This window comes from Nocardiopsis sp. NPDC058631 (assembly GCF_042716955.1).
Taxonomy (GTDB): Bacteria; Actinomycetota; Actinomycetes; order Streptosporangiales; family Streptosporangiaceae; genus Nocardiopsis.
On record NZ_JBHXQY010000012.1, the window covers coordinates 29,264 to 56,205 of the forward strand.

The following is a 26,942-nucleotide window of genomic DNA, read 5'->3' on the forward strand; positions in this document are numbered from 1 at the left end:
ACGCGAGGGGACAAGGCTTTGGAGAATGTCACCCCTTGAAGCATCGCCGTTGCCCTCACGAGGTGCTCCGCGGGTCGGGTCCTCACCCGAGTCCCGCAACCTCGTCAACGGCCGTGTCCACATCTCTGAGTACGACGCCAAATGGCCCTACCTCTTCAAACGCGAGTCGGCGAAGGTGCGCGCCGCCCTCGGTGACCGCGTCCTCCTCTTCGAACACGTCGGTTCCACCGCCGTCCCCGACATGGCCGCGAAGCCGTGCGTCGACCTGCTGCTGGTCGTCGCCGACCCCGCGGACGAGTCCGCCTACCTGTCCGACCTGGAGGCCGCCGGGTACTCCCTGGTGATCAGGGAGCCCGACTGGTACGAGCACAGGGTCCTCAAGGGCCCGGACATCAACCTCAACCTGCACGTGTTCGGTGAGGGATGCGCGGAGGTGGAGCGGATGCGCCTCTTCCGCGACCACCTCATCGCCGACGCCGACGCGCGCGAACGCTACACCGCGGTCAAACGCGAACTGGCCGAACGCACCTGGAGCCGCATCCAGGACTACGCCGACGCCAAGACCGCCGTCGTGAAGCAGATCCTCGCCGAGGCACAGGCCCGGCGGACGGCGCTCTCGGGCAGCTGACCCGCGTGACGCGGTGCGGGGCGCCCCCGCCGCGAGGAACACCCCCGGCCCCTCCCGGGGGCCGGGTCCCGGCGCCCGCCCCGACCCGCCGCGCTCAGCCCAGGGAGCGCAGCTGGTCCTGGAACCACCGGCGCGGAGGCAGGGCGACAGCCGCCTCGGCCAGCCCCTCCCGCCGCTTCCTGCGCTCGTCCTCCGGCATCGACAGGGCTTGGTGCAGCGCCTCCGCCGTCTCCAGGGTGTCGTAGGGGTTGACCAGCAGCGCGTGCCGTCCCAGCTCGTCGGCGGCGCCCGCCTCGCGGGAGAGCACCAGCACCGAGTCGCGCTCCGACAGCACCGGCCCCTCCTTGGCCACCAGGTTCATGCCGTCCCGGGTCGGGTTGACCAACAGGACGTCGGCCAGCTGGAACGACGCCAGCGAACGCGGGTAGTCGTCGTTGACCTCCAGCACCAGCGGCGTCCACCCGGGGGTCGCGAACTCCTCGTTGATCTCCTCGGCGGTCCGCAGCACCGAGTCGGTGTACTCGCGGTACTCGGGCACGTCGCCCCGGCTCGGGTAGGCGAACGCCAGGTGCGTCACCCGGCCCCGCCACTCCGGATGGGCGGTCAGCAGCTCCCGGTACGCCTCCAGGCCGCGCACGATGTTCTTGGACAGCTCGGTGCGGTCCACCCGCACGATGAGCCGCGTGTCGCCGACCGTCTCCTCCAGGGTCCTGCGGCGCACGGCCACGGCCGGCTCGGCGGCGCTCTCGCGCAGCCCCTCCTCGTCCGCCCCGAGCGCGTGCACGCCCACCGCGATGAGCCTGCCGCCGTACTCGACGGTCCTCTGCGTGAAGTCCACCTCCGCGCGCAGGATCTCGGCGCAGCAGCGCAGGAACGCGTCCGCCCAGCGGGGACTCAGGAAGCCCAGCCGATCCGCACCGAGCATGCCCTCCAGCAGGTCGCGGGCGACCTGGTCGGGCAGCATCCGGAAGTACTCCGGCGGCGCCCACGGCGTGTGCGAGAAGTGCGCGATACGCAGGTCGGGGCGGCGGGCGCGCAGGATGCGCGGCACCAGCGCCAGGTGGTAGTCCTGCACGGCCACGCGGGCGTTGTCGGCGGCGCCGGCCACCAGGGCCTCGGCGAACGCGTTGTTGTAGGCGGTGTAGTCCTCCCACAGCCGCCGGAACTCCGAACCGAAGGACGGCTTGTTCGGGATGTCGTACAGCATGTGCTGCACGAACCACAGGGTCGAGTTGGCGACCCCGGTGTAGGCCCCCTGGAAGGTCCGCTCCGGGATGTCCAGCATGTGGACCCGCATGCCGTCGAGGTCGTACGCCAGGTCCAGCCGGGACTCCGGGGCCTCCGCCGCCGCCCGCCTGTCGGCGTCGGACAGGGCGGCGCACACCCAGATGCTGTCGATCTCCGTGGCCACGGAGATCATCCCGGACACGAGCCCGCCCCCGCCCCGGCGTTGTTCCAGGGAACCGTCCTCGGCGGTCGAGAAGGACACTGGTCCCCTGTTGGAGGCAATGAGGATCTGTGCCTTGTCCACGTGGTCGTCCTCTCGAAGCTGCGGATGGGGCGGTCGCTGCCGTCGGCGGTGGGGCGGAGCCCACGCGGAAGCGGGACGCATCTTATGTCTCGCCGGTCGGCAGCCGCCCCAAACCCGTCCGGGGCCGACGACGCGGGGCGTCACCGCCCCGAAACGGAGCACGTGCACACCGGGCGCGCTGACCGGTGGCGTCTCAGCATGTGAGCGAGATCGTGTTACCCGGATCACCAGCCGTGGAAAACCGGTCAACGCGTCCGTTACAGTGACGGTGCGGATCCGACAGGACCGCCCACAACTTCATATTGCTCATCCAGAGGGGTGGAGGGACCGGCCCTGCGAAGCCCCGGCAACCATCTCAGCGCGCACTACTCACGAACCCGTGAGGCGGCTGGGGCAGGTGCCAACTCCGGCCTGGGGACAAGGTGTCCGCCAGGAAAGATGAGGGGAGACGCCTCGCTATGGCGATGACCGCCACCGAACCCACCTCCGTCCGCGCCTTCGGCCCCGGAACCGCGCTCTCCTGTCGCGAATGCGGCCGGCGCTACGAGCTCACGCCCCAGTTCGCCTGCGAGTTCTGTTTCGGCCCCCTAGAGGTGGCCTACGAGTTCGGGAACGTCACCCGGGCCGACATCGAGAGCGGCCCCAACAACATCTGGCGCTACCGCTCCCTCCTGCCGGTCCCGGCCCACGTCGCCGAGCTGCCCAACATGGCCCCCGGCCTGACACCGCTGGTGAAGGCCGACCGCCTCGCCGCCGAGCTGGGCATCGACTCCCTGTACGTCAAGGACGACTCCGGCAACCCCACGCACTCCTTCAAGGACCGCGTGGTCGCGATCGCCGTCGAGGCGGCCCGCACCTTCGGCTTCACCACCCTGTCCTGCTCCTCCACGGGCAACCTGGCCGGTGCGGTCGGCGCCGCCGCCGCGCGAGCCGGGTTCGAGTCCTGCGTGTTCATCCCCGCGGGGCTGGAGGAGGCCAAGGTCGTCATGGCCGCCGTCTACGGCGGCAAGGTCGTCGCCATCGACGGCAACTACGACGACGTCAACCGCTTCTGCTCCGAGCTGATCGGCGACCCGGTCGGCGAGGGCTGGGGGTTCGTCAACGTCAACCTGCGCCCCTACTACGGCGAGGGCTCCAAGACGCTGGCCTACGAGATCGCCGAGCAGCTCGGCTGGCGGCTGCCGGAACAGATCGTCATCCCGATCGCCTCCGGGTCCCAGCTCACCAAGATCGACAAGGGCTTCCAGGAGCTGATCAAGCTCGGCCTGGTCGAGGACAGCCCGTACCGGATCTTCGGCGCCCAGGCCACGGGGTGCTCCCCGGTCGCGCAGGCCTGGGAGAAGGGCATCGACGTCATCCAGCCGGTCAAGCCCGACACCATCGCCAAGTCGCTGGCCATCGGCAACCCGGCGGACGGGCCGTACGTGCTCGACATCGCCCAGCGCACGGGCGGCTCCGTGGAGCACGTGAACGACGACGAGATCGTCGACGCCATCAAGCTCCTCGCCCGCACCGAGGGCGTCTTCGCCGAGACGGCGGGCGGCGTCACCACGGGTGTGCTCCGCAAGCTGGTGCGCGAGGGCAGGCTCGACCCCAAGGCCCAGACGGTCGTGCTCAACACCGGTGACGGGCTCAAGACCCTCAACGCGGTGGACGCCGGTGTGACCGCCACGATCAAGCCGTCCCTGAGCGCCTTCACCGACGCGGGCCTGGTCTGACCGCCGTCCCGGAAACCTCCGGCCACCCCGGAGGGCCGCCCGCCGGCCCTCCGCCCCACAGCAGAAGGAAGAACTCCGCCATGAGCGCCAGCGTCCGCGTCCCCACCATCCTGCGCACCTACACCGACGACGCCTCCGAGGTCGAGGCGAAGGGCGCCACCCTCGCCGAACTCCTCGACGACCTGGAGGCCAACTACCCGGGCATCCGCGCCCGCATCCTCGGCGAGGACGGCAAGGTGCGCCGCTTCGTCAACGTGTACGTCGGCGACGAGGACGTGCGCTTCGAGAAGGGCCTCCAGACCGAGATCGCCGACGGCGCCAAGGTCTCGATCATCCCGGCGGTCGCCGGGGGCTGCTGACCGGTTCGCCGCGCGCCGACCGGCGCCGGCCCGCACCGCCCGCGAGGGGGCGGCCCGTCATTTCCGCGAGACGCGGGAAGGCCGTGGCCGCCCCCTCGCCGCGTCCCGGCATCCTCCACCCGCTGTACGCGACCGACGTCCCGCTGGGGTTCGGCCCGTCCGGGGGCGTGTTCGGCGAGTACTCACCCTGCTGCGCGACGGGCGGTATCCGCAGAACACGGCCCTAGCAGGCACGAAGGGTGGCGGCGTCTGTCCGCTGAGCGCGGAAAACAGCTCACCATGGGTTGTATGTGCAGGTAGGGGCTGCTATGGGAGGAGGGGAAATCGTGACCACATCGTTTGCACTCTCCATGGCCGAGTGCTAAAAAGGGATCTGGTTAGCACTCGTCTTCCTAGAGTGCTAACCGGATCGAGGCTGCGAGACCGTGGCAACCGACAGCAGGGTTGTCGGTGCGCTCCGGTCGTCCGTCGCGGGCGCATGCCTCGTCCCATCGCGTATCAGCCCGGTCACGGGAGGACAAGAACTCAATGGCAGCCAAATTGATCGCGTTCGACGAGGAGGCCCGTCGCGGCCTCGAGCGCGGTATGAACCAGCTCGCGGACGCCGTCAAGGTCACGCTCGGCCCGAAGGGTCGCAACGTCGTTCTGGAGAAGAAGTGGGGCGCCCCCACGATCACCAACGACGGTGTCTCCATCGCCAAGGAGATCGAGCTCGAAGACCCGTGGGAGAAGATCGGGGCCGAGCTGGTCAAGGAGGTGGCCAAGAAGACGGACGACGTCGCGGGTGACGGCACCACCACCGCCACCGTGCTCGCCCAGGCCCTCGTCCGCGAGGGGCTGCGCAACGTAGCCGCCGGCGCCAACCCGATCAGCCTCAAGCGCGGCATCGAGGCCGCCGTCGCTCGCATCAACGAGGAGCTCGGCAACCTCTCCAAGGACATCGAGACCAAGGAGCAGATCGCCTCCACCGCCTCGATCTCCGCCGGCGACCCCCAGATCGGCGAGACCATCGCCGAGGCGATGGACAAGGTCGGCAAGGAAGGCGTCATCACCGTCGAGGAGGGGCAGACCTTCGGGCTTGAGCTGGAGCTCGCCGAGGGCATGCGCTTCGACAAGGGCTACATCTCGCCCTACTTCGCCACCGACCTTGAGCGCATGGAGACGGTCCTTGAGGACCCCTACATCCTCATCGTCAACTCCAAGATCTCGAACAACAACGAGTTCCTGCCCGTCGTGGAGAAGGTCCTCCAGGCCGGTCGCCCGCTCGTCGTCATCGCCGAGGACCTGGAGGGCGGCGCCCTCCAGACGCTGATCGTCAACAAGATCCGCGGCACCTTCAAGTCCGTCGCCGTCAAGGCTCCGGGCTTCGGTGACCGCCGCAAGGCCCAGCTCGGCGACATCGCCGTGCTGACCGGCGGCCAGGTCGTCACCGAGGAGGTCGGCCTCAAGCTGGAGAACACCGAGCTCGACATGCTCGGCCGTGCCCGCAAGGTCGTCGTCACCAAGGACGAGACCACCATCGTGGACGGTTCCGGTGACGCCACCGCGATCGCCGGTCGCGTGAACGAGATCCGCAACGAGATCGAGCGCACCGACTCCGACTACGACCGCGAGAAGCTCCAGGAGCGTCTCGCCCGCCTGGCCGGCGGCGTGGCCGTCATCAAGGCCGGTGCCGCGACCGAGGTGGAGCTCAAGGAGCGCAAGCACCGCATCGAGGACGCCGTCCGCAACGCCAAGGCCGCGGTCGAGGAGGGCATCCTGCCCGGCGGTGGCGTCGCGCTGCTGCAGGCCAGCGTCCCCGCGTTCGCGAAGCTCGACCTGGACGGTGACGAGGCCATCGGCGCCGACATCGTCCGTCGCGCCATCGCGGAGCCGCTCAAGCAGATCGCCATCAACGCCGGCCTTGAGGGCGGCGTCGTGGCGGAGAAGGTCCGCAACCTGGAGCCCGGTTTCGGCCTCAACGCCGCCACCGGTGAGTACACCGACCTGTTCAAGGACGGCGTCATCGACCCGACCAAGGTCACCCGCTCCGCCCTCCAGAACGCGGCTTCCATCGCCGGTCTGTTCCTGACCACCGAGGTCGTCATCGCCGAGAAGCCGGAGAAGGCGTCGGCTCCGGCCGGCGACCCGACCGGTGGCATGGGCGGCATGGACTTCTAGGACCTCCTGGAGTTCAGGGGTCCGATACGCGACCTCGCCCGCGACGACCGGGCGGCCCTTCGGGGCCGCCCGGTTTCGCTGTGTCCGGGGCCGGTGTGCGCGGGGGATCGCCGGGCGCGCGGACTGTCCTTCGAGGAGGGCCATGGCTATTCTGCGAAGTGTCGGGTGGACGGGGACACGGAGCGTTGCGCTTCCTGTCCGAAGGTGCGAGGCGAAATGGGTCTGGCTATGACGGAAGCCGCCCCGGCGATGGGGTTGTCGCGGTGGGACTACCTGCTGAGCACCTGGCGAGAGCTGGATGTGCCCGACGGCTGGCGGGCCGAGATCATCGATGACAACGGAGTCGTGCTCGCGGCCCCCCCATCTGACCCCCACAACTACATCGCGGTCCGAGTGAACCGGGCACTCGGCAGCATCATCCCCGATGACTGGGACGTGTACCAGACCCTTGGCATCCAGCTACCGGTCATCGAGCGCTTGTACGTGCCGGACCTCGTGGTCATGCCCGAGTCCGTCGTCCTCGATCCGTCCAGGACCCCCTGCCCGGGGACGAGGCGGAACTGGTGGTCGAGATCGTGTCCCGGAGCAGCATGGACATCGACCGGAGAAAGAAGCTGTGGGGCTACGCGCACGCGCCGGTCCCGCTCTATCTGCTGATCGACGCGTGGGATGAGGCGGGTCCGTCGGTCACGCTCTACGAACAGCCCGGAAACGGCCGGTACAACCACGCCACGACCGTGGAGTTCGGCGAGAAGATCCGGTTGCCCGAGCCGTTCGGCGTGGAGCTCGACACCTCCAGGTTCCCCCGCCCCGAGCTGTGGCCCTCCTGAGAACACCGGACCGGACGTGGGCCCGACCGCGGTGCCGTGCGTGTCCGGTGCCGCCGTGCCGGGGCCGGTGTGCGCGGGGGATCGCCGATCAGGCCTTCCCGTCGACGGCGCTCCCCTCAACGGCCAGGGCCGCGTGCGGCCTCAGGCGTCCCCGTGCCAGGCGTGCCACAGGTCGGCGTACGAACCACCCCGGGCCAGCAGCTCGTCATGGCTGCCCAGCTCGCTGATCAGCCCGTCCTCCACCACGGCGATCCGGTCGGCGTCGTGCGCCGTGTGCAACCGGTGCGCGATCGCCACCACCGTGCGACCCGACAGCACCCCGGCCAGCGACCGCTCCAGGTGACGGGCCGACCCCGGGTCCATCAGCGACGTCGCCTCGTCCAGCACCAGCACCTCCGGATCGGCGAGTACCACCCGGGCCAGCGCGAGCTGCTGCACGTGGGCCGGGTCCAGCGGGAGGTGCCCCGACCCCACCCGCGTGTCCAGGCCCTCCGGTAGGGACCGCACCCACGCGTCGGCGTCCACCGCGGCCAGCGCCTCCCACAGCCGGTCCCGGTCCACGTCGGCGGCGTCCAGGGCCAGCGCCAGGTTCTCGGTCACGGTGCCCCGGAACACGTGGCTCTCCTGGCTCAGGAGGATCACCCGTTCGCGCCGCAGCTCGGGCGACAGCCCCGCCATGTCCACCCCGCCGACCCGGACGCTCCCGGAGGTCGGCCCGTGGACGCCCGCGACCAGCTTGCCCAGCGTCGACTTGCCCGCCCCGCTCGGCCCGACCACCGCCAGCCGCTCACCCGGTCGCAGCACCAGGTCCACCCCGTGCAGGACCTCCTTGCCGGTGTAGCCGAACCGGGCGCCACGCACCTCCACCGCCCCCGGAACGTGCTCCCCGGTCCCCTCCTCGGAGGCCGTCCGCTCCTCGGCGAGCCGCACCCCGAGCAGGCGCCGCAGGCTCGTGAAGCCCATCATCAGGCTGTCCACCTGGTCTATCAGCTGCTCCACCGGCCTCGCCATCTGCAGGGAGAGGAACACGGCGGTGGCGATCTGGCCGACGCTCACCAGGCCGTCCGCGTACAGGTGGCCCGCCACCAGGAACGTGCACGCGGTCGCGAACAGGTAGGCGAACTCCAGCGGCGGGTACCACGCGCACCGCAGCCACAGCGTGTACCTCTCGGCCAGGTAGGCGCGGTGCACCATGTCGTCGGCCCGCGCGGTCTGGCGGATCTGGCGTCCCAGCGACTCCAGGGTGTGCGCCCCCTCCACGGTGTCCGTGACGCTCTGCGTCAGGTCCGAGTAGGCCGCCAGCTCCCTGACGTACCCGTCGGGGGCCCGGCGGGAGTACCAGCGGGTGGACACCCAGATGATCAGCAGGGACGGCACCCAGGCCAGGAGCAGCGCGGGGTGCAGCAGGCTGATCGCGGTCATGATGACGGCCACCGTCACCGTGCTCACCGCCACGACCGGGACCGACTGGCGCACCGTATGGCTCAGGTGCCCGATGTCGCGGCCGGACCTGGCCACGAGGTCACCGGTCCCGGCGCTCTCCACCGTTCCGAGCGGCAGGCGCAGGACCGCGCGGACGAACTCCTCGCGCAGCTCGGCCAGCACCCCCTCGCCGAAGCGGATCGACTGCGCCACCGACACGAGCGTGAACCCGGCGTGGAACACCAGGCTGACGACGATCACCACGGCGAGCAGGTCGACCCGTTCCGGGGCGGCTCCCGCGCGGACCGCGTCGACGACCATGCCGAGCACCCACGGGGCGACCAGCGCGGCCAGTGCCCCCGCCCCGTACAGGAGCACGACGCCCAGGAGCGCTCGGCCGTGGTCGCGTCCGGCCCGGCGCAGCCGCGCCCAGACCATGGGACCCGACGCGACCGGCAGCGCGGCGGTCGCGGCCTGCTGCGCCGGGGGCCGCTCGGGCGGGGCCGCGAGGGGTGTGGTGTGCGTGGAGGTCCGGGTCATGGCTTCCCACCCGTGGAGACGGTGCGCAGGACGGTGGCGGCGTAGTCGGGGACGGCCGCGAGCAGGTCCCGGTGGGTGCCCTCGGCGACGACGCTCCCGCCGTCCACGAACAGCACGTGGTCGGTGTGGTCGAGCAGGAGGGGGCTGGTGGTGACCAGGGCGGTGGTGCGTCCCTGGCGCTCGGCGGCCAGCCGTTCGCCGATGGCCGCCTCGGAGTGGGCGTCCACGGCGGAGGCCGGTTCGACCAGGACCAGGATCTCGGGGTCCAGGCCGAACGCCCTCGCGAGCCGGAGGCGCTGCTGCTGGCCGCCGGAGTACTCGCGACCGCGCTCGGTGAGCAGCGCCTCGAACCCCGCCGGGGACTGGTGCACGACGTCGTCGGCGTAGGCGGCCCGGACCACCGCGGCGAGGCGGTCGTCGGACAGCCCGCTGTCGGGGGACAGCTCCTCCCGGAGCCTGCCGGAGAAGAGGTGGGCGCTGTTAAACGCGACCAGCACGCGGCGGCGCACGTCGCGCAGCGGCAGGTCGCGCAGGCGCACCTCCCGCGCGGTCTCCCGCTCGACGAGCAGGGCGTCCGCGCCGTCCTCGTCGCGGTACCGGCCCAGGCGCTCGGCGAGAGCGGTCGCCCCGGCAGCGTCCGAGCACACCACCCCGGTGGTACGCCCCGCGGCCACGACGACCCCGCTGGAGGGGTCGCGCAGGTCGCACGGGGCGGCGGGGGCCTCCGCCGGGTGCTCGGGGTCGGGGTGGTCGTGCTCCAGCGAGAGCACGCGCACCACACGCCCCGCCGCGACCCGGGCCGAGATGAGGAGTGAGGAGGCGTGCATCAGGTACCGCACCGCCACGGCCAGGTTGCCCGTGTACCCGTAGAACGCCACCAGCTGACCCACGGTGATCTCCCCGGCGAGGGCCAGACGGGCGCCGTACCAGACGATGCCCACCAGCAGCAGCCCCGGATACAGCTCGCGGACCGCTTGGAGGGCGGCGTCCATCCATCCCACCCGCACACCGGCGGCGCGCACGCGCTGGGACTCGTCCCGGTAGCGGTCGCCGACGGTCCGCTCCCCGCCCACGCCCCGCAGCACCCGCAGCCCGGCGACCAGGTCGGTGGCCCGCGTGGTCAGCTCGGCCTGCCTGGTGCGGTGGTGTTCCTGGCGCCGGGAGAAGGGGCGCAGCAGCGGCACCATGCCGACCATCATCACCGGAACCGCGACGAGCACGATCAGGCCGAACGTGACGTGCGACGAGAGCATGAGGGCGCTCACCGCGCCGACCGTCATGACCGCGGCGGGGACGAGCGCGAAGTTCTCGTAGAAGTCGCCCAGCCGGTCGATGTCGTCCGTACCGACCGCGACCACCTCGCCCGACGGCAGCCGCCGGGTGAGGGTGGGGCCCAGGGCGGCGGACCGCGCGATGGTGACCTGCGCGGTCCGGTAGGCGGCCGTGTACCAGTTGAAGGCCATGGCTCTGCTGCAGAGCGGGACGAGGGCCGCGCTCAGCAGGGTCAGCGCGGTGAAGACACCGAACCAGGTGAGGAGCGACCCGGGGTCGCCCTCCACCACGTCGGAGTCCAGTGTGGCGCCGATGGCCGCGGACATGAGGACGCCGCAGAGCTTGTAGGCGCCGTTCACGACCCCCGCCCAGGCGAGCGATCGCCACTCCGCGCGGGCGAGCCACAGCAGGAAGCGGTCGGCCGAACGGTGGTCGGGGAGCCCCGGAGGCTGGGGAAGTACACGCACAGTTCTCGGACTGTAACCGGGCGGCCGTGGCGGGGCCACTGGTTTTTCCGGGGCCCCGGTCCGCCCGATCGTGCCTGGTGGGCGGGGGTGCCCGGCATGGCGCGGTCGCGGCCTCCGAGGTCAGGCGAGGGTGCCCTGCGCGTGGAGCGTCTCGATCAGGCGGCGCACCGCCGGGGCGCACCGCTCCCGCTCCGAGAAGCCGATCCAGTCCAGTTCGGCGATCTCGTTGGCCACCGCGGGCTCGCCGTCGTGCTCGGCGGAGTAGCAGGCCAGCCGCACCCGCGTCCCCGGGGCCTTGTCGTAGGCCAGTTCGTCGATGACCGTCACCCGGCGGAACGTCCCCGGGCGGAGCACCACGCCGACCTCCTCCCGGGCCTCGCGCGCCACGGCCGCCTCGTCGCTCTCGCCGGGCTCGCGCTTGCCGCCGGGGAGGTAGAACAGGTCGACGCCTTCGGTGCGCACGCACAGGAGCCGTCCGTCACGCACGTGGACCCAGGCCAGGGCGTCGATCACAGCGGGGGTACCGGGCTGTGCCGGTGGGGTCGAGGACATGGGCCCACTGTAGGACGGGGAGGGAACCTCCGAACCCGCGTCCGCCGGGCGCCCCGAAGGACTAGCATCCGGACAGCGGCGAACACAGGGCGGCCCCGGCACCCCGGGGCCCGGGAGGGCAGGCGGCATGACGACGCGAACCCACGGAACCCGCGGAGGGGAGTCCGCCGGAGCGACCGTCGGGCCGCTCCTCGCGGACAGTTCCAGCGGTGGGGTCCCCCCGCAGGACGATGCCGGCAGAAAGGCCCGCGAACAGGCGTACAACCTGTACAGCGCGGCCGTCGGCGCCTGCCTGGGCCGCGCCGGCATCCGGCCGGATCTCAGGGGGAGGGCGGCCGCCCTCCTCGCGGAGGAGGCCCGCCTTCCCTTTCTCACCCCGGACGAGGTCGACGCGGTCAACGCGGAACTGCCCGGAGTCGTCGCCGGGCTGCGCGCCGAACCGGTGCCGGTCCGCGACGGGGCCACACCACGGGACCCCGGCCGCGTCCTGGACGACGCCGAGCTGGGCGCACTGTTCGACCTCGCCCTCCGCGACCGCCTCACCGGCACCGCCCGCGAACACCCCCGGCTGCTGCTCCTCGGCGGCCAGCCGGGGGCGGGCAAGTCCACCCTGCAACGCCTCGTCCTGCCCGTCCTGCCGGAGGGCACCGTCAGCTACGACGGCGACGACCTCCTGCGGCTCGCGCCCGACTACGAGTGGGCGATGGGCGCGGACGACGCGGCCGCCTCGGTCTCCCTCGCCCGACAGGTCGGCGGCCTGCACGGACTCGCCATGGAGTACGTGCGCGCCGGACGGGTGGACGTCGTGTGCAGCCACCCGCTGGGCCGGGCCGACTGGGCGGCCTCCTGGGTCGGAGGGTTCCGCGACGCCGGGTACCGGGTCGAGGTGGCGTTCGTGGCCACCCACGCCTCCAACAGCCGCCACGCGCTCGCCGACCGCCACGCGCGGGCCCGGGCGCACCAGGGGTTCGGCCGGGTCATGCCGGAGCTCCACCACGATCGCTTCTACATGGGGGTTCCCAACACGGTGGAGTTTTTGGAGACCCACCGGCTCGTGGACTCCCTCTACGTCCTCTCCCGCGACGGGGAGGTGCTCTACGCCAACCATCTGCGGGACGGCGACTGGCGGACCGAGCCCTTCGGCCGGATAGCCCTGGAGGCCGAGCGCGGTCGGCGTGAGCTCTGGCGCAGAGGAGCCGACGCCCCCTGACGCGGTGACCGGAAGGGGCCACCGGCCGGTGGGCCGGGAGATCTCGTACTTGGAGCGGGTGTGGGAGCCCACACCCGCTCCAAATACAGGGTCACCGGGTCTGAGGCCCTCGCGTCACACCGGTAACGGTTCCGGTCGGCCCGCTACCTCCGCGCGGTCAGCCTGGCCATGGCCTCCCGGTCCTCCTCCCCGAACCTCTCCTCCAGCTCCTCCGGGGCGGCGTCCAGGTCGATCCGCGACAGCGGAACCCCCCGCGCGGACCCGATCGCCCCGAGCCGCCGCAGCGCCCGGTCCCCGGCGTACTCCAGCAGCTCGCCCGGCGGCAGCTCGTAGTGCTGCGCCCCGGAGCTGCGGGACGGCTCCTCGCCCCGCGCCACCGTCGACATCACGTGCGGCAGCAGCTCGTCGAGCCGCTCCCGCACCACCTCCCAGTTGGCGTCGTCGGCCGCGACGTGCCTGCGGCACGTGAAGGTGCCCCACGCCATGTGCCGGCGCTCGTCGTCGCCGATCCTCCGCACGATCTGCCGCATCCCGGGGAAGATGTCCCGGACCGTGCACACGTGGTTCCACGCGTAGTAGCCGGTGAGCGCCAAAGAGCCCTCGATGATGTGGTTGTAGGTCACCGACGCCCGCACCTGGTTCCGGGGGCCCGGGTCGTCCATGAGCGCCTCCAGCGAAGCGGGCAGCTCCTCGTAGAACAGCGCCCGGTAGCCCGGGTTGGCGTCCACGTGCTCGTGGAGGTCCTCGTACACACCGAGGGCGTCCAGCCACAGCCGGAACGCCTGCACGTGCTTGGCCTCCTCGAAGGCGAACTGGGTCAGGTACATCTCGTCGCCGAGCCTGCCCTCCGCCGCCATCGCGCGCAGGAACGGCTGGAGGTCCTCGGTCACGGCCTCCTCACCCGCCACGAAGAACGCGCACAGCCGCAGGATGCGTTCGCGCGCCTCCCCTCCGAGCTTCTCCCAGTCCTCGGCGTCCCGGCTGAGGTCGATGTCCACCGGGTTCCAGAAGCGGGCGTTGCCCTTGGCGAACAGCTTGAGGGGCAGGGAGTCCCAGTTCAGGCCGCCGCTTCGGAGTGAGTGGAACCCTGTCCGGTGCGCGCCGGGGGAGCGGTGCGGGGGCCCGGGGGCGGGGGCGGGCTCGTCGGGCATGGGGGGACCTCCTGGGGGTGGGCTCTCCTCATGATTGGACACGATGGGGTCTCGTGTAAAGGGGATGAGTGGCGTGGGTCACTCGGAAGCCGAATTCGGTTCGGCCAGGAGGGCCCGAATGCGCACCTCGCACCGCCGTGGTCGGCATCACCGGCGATCCACCCCTCTCCGGAGCGGTACGGTCGTTGGGTACCGCTCGCACTGAACGATCCGATCGGGGGACGACGTGTTCTGTGGTGATCCCGGCACCGCCGGTTACGCCGCCTGCGCCGCCCAGACCCAGCTGTTCGCGCTGGCCTCCGCCATTCCCGCGCTTCTCGGGATGGTGCTCCTCATGGCCGCCTTCACAGCCCCGTCCGTCCGCGGGGACCGGATCCTGCGCACCCGCACCCTCAGCTACTCGCTGGTGGCGTGGGGCATCGCCGCGGGCACCTACGTCATGGGCGGCCTGCCCTCCGTCTGAGGGTCCCGGAACCCGGGCCCGGCCACGGGCCGAGGCGGCGGGAGGCCCCGCCCTAGGGCGTGTTCCGTGGATGCTTTCGGTTGATTCGGCGCTTGCGCCGATCGCCGCGAGCGGCCTCCAGGCAATCTCTCGCAAGACGAGTAGCGCAGGTCAGCCCGGGTCTGGCTGTCCAAGCGTGGTCGGCGCAGCGAGAGGCAGCCTGGCGGTTGCGAGCCCGGAATGATCCGCGGAACACGGCCTAGATCTCCTCGCCGGCCAGCAGGTCCGACGCGTCGGTGATCCGGTACGCGTACCCCTGCTCGGCGAGGAAGCGCTGGCGGTGCGCCGCGTAGTCCTGGTCGAGGGTGTCCCGGGCCACCACCGCGTAGAAGCGCGCGGCACGGCCGTCCGCCTTGGGCCGCAGGACCCGCCCCAGTCGCTGCGCCTCCTCCTGGCGGGACCCGAAGGAGCCCGACACCTGCACCGCCACACCGGCCTCGGGCAGGTCGATGGAGAAGTTGGCGACCTTGGAGACCACCAGCGTGCGCAGCTCACCGGAGCGGAAGGCGTCGAACAGCCTCTCGCGCTCCTTGTTGCGGGTCTCGCCCTTGATCACCGGGGCGCCCAGGGAGGTGCCCAGCTCGTCCAGCTGGTCGATGTAGGAGCCGATGACCAGCACCTGCTCCTCCGGGTGGCGCTCCACGATCTTGCGCACCACCGAGGTCTTGGTCTCGGACGACGCGCAGAACCGGTACCGGTCCTCCGGTTCGGCGGTCGCGTAGGCCAGGCGCTCGGAGTTCGAGAGGTCCACCCGGACCTCCACGCAGTCCGCCGGGGCGATCCACCCCTGGTTCTCCATGTCCTTCCACGGGGCGTCGTAGCGCTTCGGGCCGATGAGCGAGAACACGTCACCCTCGCGCCCGTCCTCCCGCACCAGTGTCGCGGTGAGCCCCAGGCGGCGCCGGGCCTGGAGGCTCGCGGTCATCCGGAAGATCGGCGCGGGCAGCAGGTGCACCTCGTCGTAGACCACGAGTCCCCAGTCGCGGGCGTCGAACAGCTCCAGGTGCGTGAACACGCCCTTCCGCTTGGCGGCCATCACCTGGTAGGTCGCGATCGTGACCGGCCGGATGTCCTTGCGTGTGCCCGAGTACTCGCCGATCTCGTCCTCGGTCAGGGACGTGCGCTTCAGCAGCTCCGTCTTCCACTGGTGCACCGACACGGTGTTCGTCACCAGGATGAGGGTGGTCGCACCGGTGAGCGCCATCGCGGCCGCGCCCACCACGGTCTTGCCCGCCCCGCAGGGCAGCACGACCACGCCGGACCCGCCGGCGTGGAAGCTCTCCGCGGCCTCCTTCTGGTACCCGCGCAGCTCCCAGCCGTCCTGGTCAAGATCGATGGTGTGGGCCTCGCCGTCGACGTACCCGGCGAGGTCCTCCGCGGGCCAGCCGATCTTCAGCAGCGCCTGCTTGAGGTTGCCGCGCTCGCTGGGGTGCACGGACACCGAGTCCTCGTCCAACCGGTCGCCCAGCATGCCCTTGAGCTTCTTCGCCCGTACGACCTCCTCCAGGACGGCCCGGTCGGAGGACTCCAGGACCAGCCCGTGCACGGGGTCGCCGACGATGCGGAGCCGCCCGTAGCGCTGCATGGTCTCGGTGATGTCCACCAGCAGGGAGTGCGGCACCGGGAACCTGGAGAAGCGGATCAGGGCGTCCACGACCTGCTCGGCGTCGTGCCCGGCGGCGCGGGAGTTCCACAGCGCGAGCGGCGTGATCCGGTAGGTGTGCACGTGTTCGGGCGCACGTTCCAGCTCGGCGAAGGGCGCGATGGCTCGGCGGCACTCACCGGCGAGCTCATGGTCGACTTCGAGCAGGAGCGTCTTGTCGGACTGGACGATCAGGCAGGACACACGGACCTTCAATCTCGCGGGTCGGGGGCGGCCTCAGGTGCAACGCGTCCGGGCCCCTGATCATGCCCTGCGGCCGAAAGACCCGCCCGGGGCCGCCCCCGCCCGCCGGAACGGTGTCCTCTCGTTCCCACGCGCCCGTATGCTCCGCGCCGGTCAGCCGTCACGGAGCGGACGGGAGGTCAGGTCTCGGAGGTGGCGATGAAGAAGACCATCAGGCATGCGAGGACGGCCATGATGCCCAGGACCACCCCGTTGGCGATCCAGGCGTAACGGAGGTGGCGCCGCGCCTTCTCCTGGTCGTTCTTCTCCGCCATGGAGAGTGCCGAGAAGACGAGGCCGACGACACCCAGGGCCCCGCAGCAGCTCACCACGAGGAGGATGGACACCACCAGCGCGAAGACCGAGCTCGTCTGGTGGGGCGGAGCCCCCCGGTACGGCTCCGCGGCGTGGCCGTACCCGGGTACGGGGTTGCCGTAGGCGCCGGGCGGGGAGCCGTACCCACCTTGGGGGGAGCCGTACCCACCTTGGGGAGCGCCGTATCCGGCAGGGTCGCCGTACCCGCCGGGATCGCCGTAGCCGCCGGTCGGCTGGGGGTAGGGGTTGCCGTAGGGGTCCGCAGGTGGTCCCGGCTGTCCGTCCGTCGGGTTGCCGTAGGGGTCTGGGTGCGATCCCGGCTGTCCGCCCGCGGGGGTGCCGTAGGGGTCGCCGGGAGGGCCGGGCTGCCAGTTCTCACTCAAGGTCGTGATCTCCGAAACGTGTGGATACGGGGATGGCGGGGCGCCGTCCTGCATGACGGCGGGTGGGGGAGGGGCGGGCGCGCGGCGGGGACCGGACGGTCAGACGCTGAGGAGGATGACCGCCAGGATCATGATCGGGATGAGGAACACCACCGACAGCACGGCGTAGGCGAAGTTGCACGCCCATGAGTACCGGAGGAAGCGTTCGACCTCCGCCGCGTCCGGGTTGCGCACGACCGCCATGATCCCGAAGCCGATACCGGGCAGGTTCGCCACCAGGAGGAAGAACCACATCCCCAGGTACAGGCCCAGAGCGGGCACCACCAGGCTGAGCACCGCCGCCACGAGGGCCGCGACCGCCCCGCCCAGCCGGGCCGGGGGACCCGTCGGACCTGCCTGGAGGTGCTCCCGCGAGGGGAAGCCGGCGGTCGGAGGACCGGCGGGGGGCGCGGTCCGTGCGCCGGGCGCCCCGGTCGGGCGTACCGAGCCGAGAGTGGAGCCCTGCTCCCGCTCCCAGAAGGCCTTGGGTCCGCCCTGGCCGCTCATCACCGCTCGCCCGCCTCCCGTCGTCGCCGAGGCCGCCCTCGCGGCCGTCACATACTGCCGCATACCCAGACCGCTGCGTGCGGACCCGGCGCCCGGCGGCACGGTTCGCCAAGCACCGGTCAGTAGTTGGTCACCGGGACGATCCCCTGGATCCACGAGCCCGCCTGGGTGAACATCACGAACGTCAGGACCATCATCACGAAGAGCATCACCCCGGCTGCGCCCAGGCAGTACCAGGAGTAGCGGGTGAGCGTCTCCGCCTGCTCCGGGCGGCCCCGGTCGCGGGCGTGGCCGGCACGCACCGCGAACACGATCCCGGCGACCCCGAACAACCAGTTCGCGCAGCACACGAAGGTGAGCGCGTGCAGGATGAGGGCCATGGTCGAACTGTTGGAGCCGCCGGGAAGCACCGTCCGGGTCTCCCCACGGGAGTCGTCCCGGTCGTCACCGCCACGGCGGTCCCGTTCGTCGAGGTCGTCCCGGTCGTTGCCGCGGGGAGGGTTCTGCGGGTCGCGGTTCCCCGCCCCACGGCCCCTTCCACGGCCGCCGGCGCGGTCGTCGTCACGTCCGTGGTCACGGGGGGACGATGCCCCGGGGGGCAGCGATGTGTCGCTCATGGGGGTGTCTCTCGCTGTCGGTGGGTCGACCAACTCGTCCCCACCCTAGTAGGACTCCGCCGCCCCGTGTCGGTCTCCGCCGCCGTCCTGGGCGCCTTTCCCGCCGCTCCGGCCGGGCCCGTCCAGTTCGGCGACCGCGTCGACCCGGTGCACGGCGAACCGGTGCACGGCCGCGCGCGTCGCGTCGTACGCGGTGAGGAAGCCCCCGTCCACACCCGACGGTTCCACGATCCGGCTCACCTGGCGGCCGTCCGTGTCCGTGTAGCCGATCCACACCCGCCGACCGTCCTTCGCGGCCCGGGTGAGCGCCTCCGACACCGCCGCGATCCGCGCCCCCGGCGGCCCGTCCTCCGGAAGGGGGATGAGCCAGCGCGCCGCCGTGGACGCCTCGTCCCCGGCCCGGACCGCCCGCACGGCCGCGCGCGCCATCTCCCGGAAGGAGCCCCCCGGGGGCGGCGGGGCGTCCACCGGGTCGGCCCGTCGCGCCTCGGGGCGGCTCAACCGCATGGACCCGTCCCCGCTCTCGGACACGGGGTGGTAGCCGAGCTGCCGCAGCCGCTCCATCAGGGAGGCCCGGTTGGAGCTGCTCGCCACCACGGTGGGCGCCAGCCGGAACAACCCCAGTTCCTGGGTGCGGCGGTCGCCGAGCAGCTCGTCCAGCAGTGCGGGCTCGTCGCAGCGCAGGTAGCTGGAGGCGGAACCGGCCCGCAGCCGCCCGTGCCGCCGCCCCACGTCGGACACCAGGTAGAGCAGCGCCTGGGGGAGCGGTGTACGCGAGTGGCGTTCGAGCAGGGTGGTGATGTCGGCGACCCCCTGCCCCGCGTCCAGCGCGCGGCGCACGGAGTCCTCCGTGAAGCGGTAGACGGTGGCGCCCCCGGTGGACTCCACGTCGGCGACCAGTGCCAGGTCGCGGGCGAGGCCGGTCACGAGGGGGCCGGGTGCCACCGCGGTCAGGTCGCCCTGGACGAGCACGTAGTCCAGCGGTTTCGGCATCTCCACCGCGAGGATCCTCGCGGCGTCGTCGTCCTCCCCGTCCAGGAGCGGACGGGTGTGCTCGGCCAGTGCACCGCGCCCGGTCAGACCGAGCGCCGCCGCCTCGGAGGCGGCGATCCGCACCAACTCGGCGTAGACGGGCGACTGGCGGCGCGGGTGGCGCCAGGACAGGCGGGAGGACAGGGACTCGGGCAGGGGCGCGAACCCGACCGGTGCGGTGGCCATCTCGCCCAGCAGGTCCCGGCGCGACTGGGGCGCGGCGGGGCGGACCAGACCGGCCCCGAGCACGTTGCGCACCCGGCCGCCGGAGTCGCGTGAGCCGTTCAGGGCCGCGACCCGGTCGGAGTCCAGCCACGCGGAGGCCAGCCGGAGCCAGCGGCGTTCGGGCGGGCCCGCCCGCCACAGGTCGTACACGCGGGTGGGCAGCCACTCGCCCTCGACCCGGTCGTCGGTGCCGAGCAGTCCGGCGGCGTAGGCGACCTCGACGTACAGGGCGGCGGTGGTCTCGTCGGTGTCCATCGTCTGGGCGGCGCGCCGCAGGTCGCGCACCCCCATGCCGCCGTTGCGGAGCACGGCGGCCGGGTCCTGGGACCAGCGTTCCAGCAGTTCCTCGATCGCCCGCAGGACGGTGAACGCCTGCCCGGCCGCAGCCCGGGTGACGGCGTCCCCGGGGTTCTCGGTGCCCGCGAACGGCGGCGGCGCGGTGGTGACCTCCCGGAACAGCAGCCCCGAGCGCAGGGCGAGGGCGGCCTCGCGCGGCAGCGTGAGGGTGTCGTCCCCGGTGGGGAGGAGCAGCGCGCGGGCGATCAGGGTCTCGACCGGGGAGGACGCCGTGGCGAGGGAGACCTCGCGGCGGGCGTCGGAGACGGTCCCGTTGGGAGGCCCCCACGCCATGCCGTCCAGCAGCCTGCGCGCCTGCGGCCCGAGCTGCCCGATGAGGCCCAGGACGCGCGCGGGGTCGGCCAGGAGGGTCGCGACCGTCTCGACGGGCGTGTGCGCGGTGCTGTCGGGGGCCAGATCGCGGGCGAGCCGCGTGGCCGCCCCGTGCGGCAGTCCGGCGAGCAGCACACGGGCGGGCGGCCCGAGCTGCGCCGGGTGGGGGATCAGGTCGCGCAGGACCTGGACGGGACGGATCCGCCCCCGGTCGGGCCAGACGAGGGCCAGTTCCAGCAGGGTGTCCAGGGCGTCGGTGAGGGGGTCGCCCGCAGGGGCGGCCCCGGTCGGGGCTCCCCCGCGTGCCGTCGTGCCCGCCCCGTCCGCCGGACCGGGGAGGGGGAGCGTGCCCAGCGCCTCGGCCAGGTCCACGGTCCGCGCCCCCACCGGTTCGGAGAGCCGGTCGTCGCCCAGCGCGATCACGGCCTCCAGCACCTGGAGGGTGAACCGGTCGAGTCGTTCGAGGACCCGTAGGACCGTGTTGCGGCTGGTGGCGCGGGCGGCGAGCGCGCCGATGTCGGCCGGGACCGGCTGCACGAGGTCGGGCCGGGCGGAGAGCAGGGCGGCCAGCTCGCCGTCCGACCGGCTCCGCAGCCAGGAGGTGAAGGTGGGGGGACGGCCCGGGGCGGAGGCCGCGGAGGTCCCCTCCCCTGGGTCGTGCTCGTCGGGTGCTGCGTTGTCGGTCATCGGTTCCACGCTAGGCGATGCCGGGCCCCGTGTTCGCGCGCGTCCCCGCGGTTCCCCGTTGTCACCATCCGTCACGGGTAGTGAGTCCGTATCCGAAGGGGATTCGGTGACCGAAACATGGAAAGGGGGGTTAAAGGCCAGGTCAATCTCGGCCAATATGGAATCATGACCCAGCGCTCGGAACAACTGGTACTGGACTATCTGTCCGAGGTCGGCCTGGTCCTGCACGGTCGGATGACGCCGAGGGAGCGAACCGCCTACCTCACGAAGGTGCGCTCGCGGATCGACGCGCGCCGCGCCGCCGCGGAGACCGACGGCCCCGAGGCCGTGCGAGGGATCCTCAGGGGCCTCGGCAGCCCGGAGGACCTGGTGGAGCGGGAGATCGCCGGCCGAGACCTCGACATCGAGGACGAGGAGCTGATCCCGCCCAGGCCGCGCCACGCCGACCGGCCGCCACCGCCCTGGCGGGGCGGACCCAGCCGTGGACTGATGTCCCTCGTGGAGGGGCCCGGCCAGACGGACATCCACATCACCGGCCGCCGCGCGGACCGGGCCGCCCGTGTGGCCCGGAGCGCCGAGAACCGGAGCACCGCGGGCCGGAGCGGCCCGGGCGGGGTGGTGGCACTGGTGCGTCACCACCCCGCCGAGGCGGCAGCCCTCGGCCTGATGCTGCTCACGGTGCCGTGGACACTCGGCCTCGCCTACCTGTGGGTGCTCGGCGCCGTGCTCGTCGTGCTCAGCCGGGTGTGGAGCGGCCGGGACAAGTGGGTCGGCGTCGGGGTGCCCCTGCTGGCGTGCCTGGTCGGGATGGCTTTGTGGGGCGGGGAGGCCAAGTTCGTCGACCAGTACGTCCAGGAGTCCCTGGCCGCCACCGGGGTCATCGGCCTCGCCCTGGGCTCCCTGGTGGGCGTGGTCTACCTCTACCCGAGGGCGCGGCGCTCGGCCGACGCGGCGGAGCGCCGGGCACGGACATGACGTCGCGCGCCTGGTGACCGTCCCGTGCCGCTGTCCTTCGGCGGGCGGAAGCGTGTTCGCGCAGTTCCGGCTGGTCATTGCTTGGCAAACGCTGAGGAATAACCTTTTACGGTCTGCCTGTTACTACGAGTCCTACGACACGGATTCGGGTAACCATGTCAGTACACCGTCGCTTTCGCTTCACGACGGTCGTATCGGTAACCGGCGAACCGGCCTCCAGTTCGGGCGCCACTCCGGTCGAGGCGGCCCGTTTCACCGCCGAGTCCCGTCCCACACTCCGCAACCAGCGGTAGGGGCCGCCAACACCGTACGAGGCCCGGGTGAGCCGTATCCGGGCCTCGTTCTCGTGCAGGGGGAAGCCGTTCGGCACCCCCGGAGAGTTCCCCGCTTTCCCGGCGGAGAATGATGCCCTCGCGTCCGGAAGGCCTTCCGCACTAACCTTGATCCACCACCCATGAAAACCACGGGAGCCCGGGGAGACGGGCGGGCCACGGGACACGTGCGCCTTTCCGGCCCCGGCGCCCGCCAGCGAAAGCACGAGGTCCCCACGTGCCCACCGGCAAGGTCAAGTGGTACGACGGCGACAAGGGTTTCGGATTCCTCACGCGCGACGACGGTGGTGAGGTCTTCGTGCACTCCTCGTCCCTCCCGCCCGGCACCACGGCGCTGCGGCCCGGACAGCGGGTCGAGTTCGGCGTCGCGGACGGCCGCAGGGGCACCCAGGCGCTCCAGGTCGTGCTCCTCGACGTCCAGCACTCCGTGGCCAGGGCCCGCCGCAAGAGTCCCGACGAGATGGTGGCCATCACCGAGGACCTCATCAAGCTGCTGGAGGGCCTGTCCACCGGCTACCGCAGGGGCCGCCACCCGGAGGGCAGGGAGGCCGCCAGGATCGCCTCCGTGCTGCGCGTGGTGGCCGACGACCTGGAGTCCTGAGGGTTCCGGGCCCTCCCGTTCCGCCCCGGGAGGGCCCCTCCGACGCCGCAAGACTTGATCAAGAGCATGTATCGGGCGAACCTTGACCCGCGTTATGGTCAAATCGGTGCTCGCGATCAGTGAGAATGGGGAACGTGAGCCCTTCTCGACGTTCTCCTGTACCGGACAAGGCCTGTGTCGACGCGGTGGAGTTGGCCCGCTCGGTGGCTGCCGAGGCCGGGCGACCCGAATGGGTGGGTGACGCTCTCGCTCCCCAGGTCGAGGACACGCGCCTGGTCACCCACTACTTCACCTGCCTCGACCCCGCCTACCCGGGGTGGAACTACGCGGTCACCGTGGTCCGCGCCTCGCGCGCCAAGGACGTCACGGTCAACGAGGTCGTTCTGCTCCCCGGCGAGGGCGCTCTCGCGGCGCCCGAATGGCTGCCCTGGAAGGAGCGGCTGCTCCCCGGCGACCTCGGTGTCGGCGACCTCCTGCCCACGGAGGAGGACGACGAGCGCCTCATCCCCGGCTACGCCCAGGTGCCAGAGAGCGAGCTGGACGCCGAGGGCATGGACCAGCAGATGGTCTGGGAGCTGGGACTGGGCAGACGCCAGGTCCTCTCCGAGGTCGGGCGCGAGCAGGCCGCCGAGCGCTGGTACAACGGCGATGCCGGCCCGCGCAGCCCGATCGCCGCGGCCGCGCCCGACCGCTGCACCACCTGCGGTTTCATGACCCCGCTGGCGGGTGAGCTGCGCCAGATGTTCGGCGTGTGCACCAACGAGTACGCACCCGACGACGGCCGCGTCGTCTCCATGGACCACGGCTGCGGCGCCCACTCCGAGGTGCGCCGTCCCGAGCCGCAGGCCGGTCCCAGCGGCCCGGTCATCGACGAGATGGGTTACGACCACATCGTCTTCGACGACACCGCCGAGCTGGAACTGGTCTCCTCCGACTCCTGACGGGCCGCACCCCGCCGCCGGAGAAAGCACGCCCCACCGCGTTGTCAGACCCTGGCCCCCCTTCCAGGTGGGCTAGGGTCTTCCTACCGCACCCACCCTCGCCCCGGGTGCACCGTGCCGGGTCGTGCCCGCAGCGCAGGAGGAACCCACCATGGCCGAGCCGGTGACCGCTTCGGCGGTCGACCCCTACAACACCGCCGAACTGCGACGACGCGTCCTCGCGGCGTGGGCCGACGCCCCGGCCAGGTTTCGGGAGGACGCCAACGCGGAGGAGGACTTCGCGCTCGGCGGCTACCGCGACAGGGTCGTGGTCGAGCTCGCACAGAACGCCGCCGACGCGGCCCGCAGGGCCGGTGCGCCGGGGAGGTTGCGCCTGGCGCTGGACGGACTCCGGCTGACCGCCGAGAACACGGGCTCCCCGCTGACCCCCGACGGGGTGGAGTCGCTGGCGACGCTGCGCGCCTCCACCAAACGCGGCGAGCAGGGCGCGACCGGACGCTTCGGCGTCGGCTTCTCCGCGGTCGCCGCGCTCAGTGACGACGTCACCGTGGACTCCGGCGGCTCGGCGGTCCGCTTCAGCGCCGAGGCCGCCCGCGAGGCCGTCGCGGGGCTGCTGGCCGAAGGCGGGACCCACGCCGACCTGGTGGACGAGGTGGGCCGCCGCTCCGGGCACGTGCCCATGCTGCGGCTGCCGTTCCCCGCGGTGGCGGCGCCCCCCGGCGACTACGACACCGTCGTCACCCTCCTGCTCCGCGACGACACCGCACGCCTGCGCGTGCGTGAACTCCTCGGCCGCACCGGGGAGGCACTGCTGCTCGCCCTGCCCGGCCTCGCGGAGGTCCGTGTGTCCGTGGACGGTGAGGAGCACGTCCTCACCCGGCAGGACGTGCCCGCGGACCCCGCGGACGTTCCGGACACCGACCCGGCCACGCTCGCATCAGAGGCCTCATCCGCCTCTGGGAACGCCCCCGCCGCACAGGTGGCGGGCACCGGCACCGCCGACCTCGTCACCAGCCGCCGGGACGCCGAGGGCACGCGCACCACCCTGTGGAGGGTCCTCAGCCGCTCCGGCGAGTTCGATCCCTCCCTCCTGGTGGACCGTCCCACGGAGGAGCGCGACCGCACCTCCTGGTCGCTGACCTGGGCGGTTCCGGTGGCCTCCGACGGAACGGTCTCCGCACTGCCCGCCGGCGTCGAGAACGTCGTCCACGCCCCCACCCCCACCGACACCGAACTCGACCTCCCCGCCGTCCTCATCGGCACGTTCCCGCTCGGCAGCGACCGCCGCGCCGTCCAACCCGGAGCGGCCACCGACCTGCTGCTCATGGAGGCGGCCGAGGCCTACTGCGCGCTCCTGCGCCGCTTCGACGGACGGGTCGCCCTCGACCTCGTCCCCGGCACCCGCGTGGGCGGCGGCGCCATCGACGCCGTCTTCCGCGCCCGCGTCGCCGAACCCCTCCGGGACACCGCGTTCCTGACCACGGCCTCCGGCGCACCCGTCGCCCCGCGCGACGCGGCACTGCTCGACACCGGCGGGGCGGGCGGCGCCGCGGACCTCGCCGCCCTCCTGGCCGAACTCGTCCCCCCGCTGCTTCCCGGCTCCTGGAGCCCGCGCCACCCGGCGCTCGCCGCGCTGCGCGTCCACCGCCTCGGCCTGGCCGACGTCGCCGACCTGCTCGCCGACACCGACCGGCCGCCGCACTGGTGGGCGTCCCTCTACTCCGCTCTCGACAGCGCCGGAAGCGGCGGCGCGGACCTGGACGAGCTCGGCTCCCTCCCGGTCCCGCTGGCGGACGGCCGACTCGTGCGCGGCCCCCGCTCCCTGCTCCTCCCCGGCGAGGACTGGGCCGACGTCGGCGACGCCCGGGGCGACAGGATCTCCACGGAGGCCCTCGCCGCACTGGGCGTGCGCGTGGTCCACCCCGAGGCCGTCGACCCGCTCCTGCGCCGTCTGGGCGCGGTGGAGGCCGGCCCCGCCACCGTCCTGTCGGACCCCCGCACCGAGGCGGCCGTGCGCGACTCCCTCGACGCCGACGACCCCGAACCCCTCGCCGAGGCCGTCCTCGACCTCGTCGCGGCGTCCGGCACGACCGTCGCCGACGCGCCCTGGCTGGCCGAACTCGCCCTGCGCGACGACGAGGACGGCTACTCGGTCGCCGCCGAACTCCTCGTCCCGGGCGCGCCCCTGGCCGCCCTGCTCGTCGACGACGCACCCTTCGGCACCGTCCACGAGGACCTCGTCGAACGCCACGGGGCCGACACCCTGCGCGCGGTCGGCGCCCTCTGGGAACTCAACGTGGTCCGGGTCGAGGAGGCCGCGCTGGGGGAGGACCTGGTCGCGGAGTTCGACGGCGCCGCCGGCGAGGACGGCCCCGACGGGCTGGAGGACTGGGCCGACGAGGTCCTCGAACGCGTCGGCGACCCCGAACTGCCGCCGGTGGTGCCCGAGCTCGTGTGCGTCGCCGACCTCGACTGCGTGGCCGACGACAGCTGGACGCAGGCCCTGGCGATGCTGTCCCGCGGACCGCTCCGCGAGGCCGTGACCGAACCCGCCCGCCTCCTCATGCCCGACGGCCGCGTCGTGGACGTGCCCTCGTACACGGCGTGGTGGCTGCGCTCCCGCGCCCTCCTGGGCGGCAGCGCGCCGGTCGAACTGCGCACCGCCGACGCCGACCCGGCCCTGGCCGGTCTCTACGACGAGGTCCCGGCCGACGTCGATCCCGAGTTCGCCCGCGCCCTGGGGGCGCGCGCCACCCTCGCCGACCTGATCACCGACCCCGAGGGGCCGGACGACCTGCTCGCCCGTCTGGCGGACCCCGCACGGCACGTGGACCGCGCGTCGCTGCGCCTGGTGTGGACCGCGCTCGCCCTCGTCGACACGGAACTGGTGACCCCGCCGTCCCGTGTGCGGGCCGTACGCGGCGGGGCGATCGTGGTCGCCGACGCGGAGGAGGCCGTGGTGGTGGACTCCCCGGACCTGCTGCCGCTGCTGGAGGGCCGTCCGCTGGTCCTCGCCCCCGACGACGCCGCCGAGGCCCTGGCGGACGTCCTCGACCTCGACCTGGCGAGCGAGTCCGTCACCGGGAAGGTCGGGTCCGCCGGGCAGGTCCGCCCGGTCCCCGACGAGGCGGACCTGTTCCTGGACCCCGCGGGGGAACCGGACCGCACCTACGTGCACCACGAGACTCTCACCGTGGACGGTGTCGAACTGGAGTGGTACGTCGGCGACGGCTCCGCGCACGCGTCCACCACGGACGGCCTGGCGCGCGCCCTGTGCTGGCGCGCCCGGCAGTGGCCCCGGCGGCACCTGGTCGCCGCCGCGCTGCGCGACCCGTCCTCCGCCGCCCGCCTCCTCGCCGAGGCGGACCTGGAGTAGCGCGGGACCGCACCCC

At 72.5% G+C, this 26,942-nt stretch carries 22 protein-coding genes and 1 riboswitch; of the genes, 12 read left to right on the forward strand and 10 right to left on the reverse strand.

Annotated elements, in window-relative coordinates:
* The first annotated feature begins 25 nt into the window (after window positions 1-25).
* Window positions 26-628: a GrpB family protein gene (locus tag ACFWTE_RS06595; RefSeq protein ID WP_378778327.1), complete on the forward strand. Its 603-nt coding sequence runs from the start codon at window positions 26-28 to the stop codon at window positions 626-628.
* Window positions 629-722: 94 nt separating this feature from the next.
* On the opposite strand, the gene ACFWTE_RS06600 is transcribed toward ACFWTE_RS06595, so the two are convergent.
* Window positions 723-2,159 (reverse strand): trehalose-6-phosphate synthase, encoded by a 1,437-nt coding sequence (locus ACFWTE_RS06600; RefSeq protein WP_378778328.1) that lies wholly within the window; start codon window positions 2,157-2,159, stop codon window positions 723-725.
* Between the two features lie 303 nt (window positions 2,160-2,462).
* Window positions 2,463-2,604: riboswitch (SAM riboswitch) on the forward strand.
* 13 nt (window positions 2,605-2,617) lie between these two features.
* On the opposite strand from ACFWTE_RS06600, the gene thrC reads away from it, so the two are divergent.
* The 5 genes from thrC (at window position 2,618) to ACFWTE_RS06625 (ending at window position 7,226) form a co-directional block, all read left to right on the forward strand.
* A complete protein-coding gene (gene thrC / locus ACFWTE_RS06605) occupies window positions 2,618-3,877 on the forward strand; it encodes a threonine synthase (RefSeq protein ID WP_378778329.1) in 1,260 nt (419 codons plus the stop codon).
* Window positions 3,878-3,957: 80 nt separating this feature from the next.
* The gene (locus ACFWTE_RS06610; RefSeq protein WP_378778330.1) at window positions 3,958-4,236 is read left to right on the forward strand and encodes a ubiquitin-like small modifier protein 1; all 279 of its coding nucleotides are present in this window, start codon (window positions 3,958-3,960) and stop codon (window positions 4,234-4,236) included.
* A gap of 83 nt (window positions 4,237-4,319) precedes the next feature.
* A complete protein-coding gene (locus ACFWTE_RS06615) occupies window positions 4,320-4,463 on the forward strand; it encodes a hypothetical protein (protein ID WP_378778331.1) in 144 nt (47 codons plus the stop codon).
* A gap of 301 nt (window positions 4,464-4,764) precedes the next feature.
* On the forward strand, window positions 4,765-6,396 hold the full coding sequence (gene groL, locus ACFWTE_RS06620; protein ID WP_378778332.1) for a chaperonin GroEL: 1,632 nt from the start codon (window positions 4,765-4,767) through the stop codon (window positions 6,394-6,396).
* 563 nt (window positions 6,397-6,959) lie between these two features.
* A complete protein-coding gene (locus ACFWTE_RS06625) occupies window positions 6,960-7,226 on the forward strand; it encodes a Uma2 family endonuclease (RefSeq protein WP_378778333.1) in 267 nt (88 codons plus the stop codon).
* 141 nt (window positions 7,227-7,367) lie between these two features.
* On the opposite strand, the gene ACFWTE_RS06630 is transcribed toward ACFWTE_RS06625, so the two are convergent.
* From ACFWTE_RS06630 to ACFWTE_RS06640, 3 genes are all read right to left on the reverse strand, one after another.
* Complete coding sequence (locus ACFWTE_RS06630) at window positions 7,368-9,188, reverse strand: ABC transporter ATP-binding protein (RefSeq protein ID WP_378778334.1); 1,821 nt, start codon at window positions 9,186-9,188, stop codon at window positions 7,368-7,370.
* Window positions 9,185-10,927: an ABC transporter ATP-binding protein gene (locus ACFWTE_RS06635; protein ID WP_378778335.1), complete on the reverse strand. Its 1,743-nt coding sequence runs from the start codon at window positions 10,925-10,927 to the stop codon at window positions 9,185-9,187. Before ACFWTE_RS06635 ends, ACFWTE_RS06630 begins: the two co-directional genes overlap by 4 nt.
* A 120-nt stretch (window positions 10,928-11,047) precedes the next feature.
* Window positions 11,048-11,479: an NUDIX domain-containing protein gene (locus tag ACFWTE_RS06640; protein ID WP_378778336.1), complete on the reverse strand. Its 432-nt coding sequence runs from the start codon at window positions 11,477-11,479 to the stop codon at window positions 11,048-11,050.
* A gap of 127 nt (window positions 11,480-11,606) precedes the next feature.
* On the opposite strand from ACFWTE_RS06640, the gene ACFWTE_RS06645 reads away from it, so the two are divergent.
* On the forward strand, window positions 11,607-12,689 hold the full coding sequence (locus ACFWTE_RS06645; RefSeq protein WP_378778337.1) for a zeta toxin family protein: 1,083 nt from the start codon (window positions 11,607-11,609) through the stop codon (window positions 12,687-12,689).
* 143 nt (window positions 12,690-12,832) lie between these two features.
* Here the strand turns inward: ACFWTE_RS06645 and ACFWTE_RS06650 are convergent, their stop codons facing one another.
* The gene (locus tag ACFWTE_RS06650) at window positions 12,833-13,840 is read right to left on the reverse strand and encodes a R2-like ligand-binding oxidase (protein WP_378778338.1); all 1,008 of its coding nucleotides are present in this window, start codon (window positions 13,838-13,840) and stop codon (window positions 12,833-12,835) included.
* 226 nt (window positions 13,841-14,066) lie between these two features.
* Here ACFWTE_RS06650 and ACFWTE_RS06655 point away from each other — a divergent pair, with 226 nt between their 5' ends.
* Window positions 14,067-14,303: a hypothetical protein gene (locus ACFWTE_RS06655; RefSeq protein WP_378778339.1), complete on the forward strand. Its 237-nt coding sequence runs from the start codon at window positions 14,067-14,069 to the stop codon at window positions 14,301-14,303.
* A 238-nt stretch (window positions 14,304-14,541) separates the two neighbouring features.
* Here ACFWTE_RS06655 and ACFWTE_RS06660 read toward each other — a convergent pair whose 3' ends face one another.
* From ACFWTE_RS06660 to ACFWTE_RS06680, 5 genes are all read right to left on the reverse strand, one after another.
* The gene (locus ACFWTE_RS06660) at window positions 14,542-16,188 is read right to left on the reverse strand and encodes a DNA repair helicase XPB (RefSeq protein WP_378778340.1); all 1,647 of its coding nucleotides are present in this window, start codon (window positions 16,186-16,188) and stop codon (window positions 14,542-14,544) included.
* 179 nt (window positions 16,189-16,367) lie between these two features.
* Window positions 16,368-16,925, reverse strand: a complete 558-nt coding sequence (locus ACFWTE_RS06665; protein WP_378778341.1) for a hypothetical protein — start codon at window positions 16,923-16,925, stop codon at window positions 16,368-16,370.
* A 99-nt stretch (window positions 16,926-17,024) separates the two neighbouring features.
* Window positions 17,025-17,534, reverse strand: a complete 510-nt coding sequence (locus ACFWTE_RS06670; protein WP_378778342.1) for a hypothetical protein — start codon at window positions 17,532-17,534, stop codon at window positions 17,025-17,027.
* A 56-nt stretch (window positions 17,535-17,590) separates the two neighbouring features.
* Window positions 17,591-18,088, reverse strand: a complete 498-nt coding sequence (locus ACFWTE_RS06675; protein ID WP_378778343.1) for a hypothetical protein — start codon at window positions 18,086-18,088, stop codon at window positions 17,591-17,593.
* 45 nt (window positions 18,089-18,133) lie between these two features.
* Entirely contained in the window at window positions 18,134-20,701 is a 2,568-nt protein-coding gene (locus ACFWTE_RS06680; protein ID WP_378778344.1) for a helicase-associated domain-containing protein, read from the reverse strand.
* A 165-nt stretch (window positions 20,702-20,866) separates the two neighbouring features.
* Here ACFWTE_RS06680 and ACFWTE_RS06685 point away from each other — a divergent pair, with 165 nt between their 5' ends.
* The 4 genes from ACFWTE_RS06685 (at window position 20,867) to ACFWTE_RS06700 (ending at window position 26,926) form a co-directional block, all read left to right on the forward strand.
* Window positions 20,867-21,676 (forward strand): hypothetical protein, encoded by an 810-nt coding sequence (locus ACFWTE_RS06685; protein ID WP_378778345.1) that lies wholly within the window; start codon window positions 20,867-20,869, stop codon window positions 21,674-21,676.
* A gap of 549 nt (window positions 21,677-22,225) precedes the next feature.
* Window positions 22,226-22,609 (forward strand): cold-shock protein, encoded by a 384-nt coding sequence (locus tag ACFWTE_RS06690; RefSeq protein WP_378778346.1) that lies wholly within the window; start codon window positions 22,226-22,228, stop codon window positions 22,607-22,609.
* A gap of 185 nt (window positions 22,610-22,794) precedes the next feature.
* Window positions 22,795-23,550, forward strand: a complete 756-nt coding sequence (locus ACFWTE_RS06695; RefSeq protein ID WP_378778379.1) for a DUF3027 domain-containing protein — start codon at window positions 22,795-22,797, stop codon at window positions 23,548-23,550.
* Between the two features lie 151 nt (window positions 23,551-23,701).
* A complete protein-coding gene (locus ACFWTE_RS06700; RefSeq protein WP_378778380.1) occupies window positions 23,702-26,926 on the forward strand; it encodes a sacsin N-terminal ATP-binding-like domain-containing protein in 3,225 nt (1,074 codons plus the stop codon).
* Window positions 26,927-26,942: the final 16 nt, after the last annotated feature.

Coding starts and splice junctions, on each gene's coding strand:
- ACFWTE_RS06650 (WP_378778338.1), bottom strand. CDS start 13,840: ATGCCCGACGAGCCCGCCCCCGCCCCCGGGCCCCCGCACCGCTCCCCC.
- ACFWTE_RS06640 (WP_378778336.1), bottom strand. CDS start 11,479: ATGTCCTCGACCCCACCGGCACAGCCCGGTACCCCCGCTGTGATCGAC.
- ACFWTE_RS06670 (WP_378778342.1), bottom strand. CDS start 17,534: ATGCGGCAGTATGTGACGGCCGCGAGGGCGGCCTCGGCGACGACGGGA.
- groL (WP_378778332.1), top strand. CDS start 4,765: ATGGCAGCCAAATTGATCGCGTTCGACGAGGAGGCCCGTCGCGGCCTC.
- ACFWTE_RS06645 (WP_378778337.1), top strand. CDS start 11,607: ATGACGACGCGAACCCACGGAACCCGCGGAGGGGAGTCCGCCGGAGCG.
- ACFWTE_RS06700 (WP_378778380.1), top strand. CDS start 23,702: ATGGCCGAGCCGGTGACCGCTTCGGCGGTCGACCCCTACAACACCGCC.
- ACFWTE_RS06610 (WP_378778330.1), top strand. CDS start 3,958: ATGAGCGCCAGCGTCCGCGTCCCCACCATCCTGCGCACCTACACCGAC.
- ACFWTE_RS06630 (WP_378778334.1), bottom strand. CDS start 9,188: ATGACCCGGACCTCCACGCACACCACACCCCTCGCGGCCCCGCCCGAG.
- ACFWTE_RS06595 (WP_378778327.1), top strand. CDS start 26: ATGTCACCCCTTGAAGCATCGCCGTTGCCCTCACGAGGTGCTCCGCGG.
- ACFWTE_RS06685 (WP_378778345.1), top strand. CDS start 20,867: ATGACCCAGCGCTCGGAACAACTGGTACTGGACTATCTGTCCGAGGTC.
- ACFWTE_RS06675 (WP_378778343.1), bottom strand. CDS start 18,088: ATGAGCGACACATCGCTGCCCCCCGGGGCATCGTCCCCCCGTGACCAC.
- thrC (WP_378778329.1), top strand. CDS start 2,618: ATGGCGATGACCGCCACCGAACCCACCTCCGTCCGCGCCTTCGGCCCC.
- ACFWTE_RS06680 (WP_378778344.1), bottom strand. CDS start 20,701: ATGACCGACAACGCAGCACCCGACGAGCACGACCCAGGGGAGGGGACC.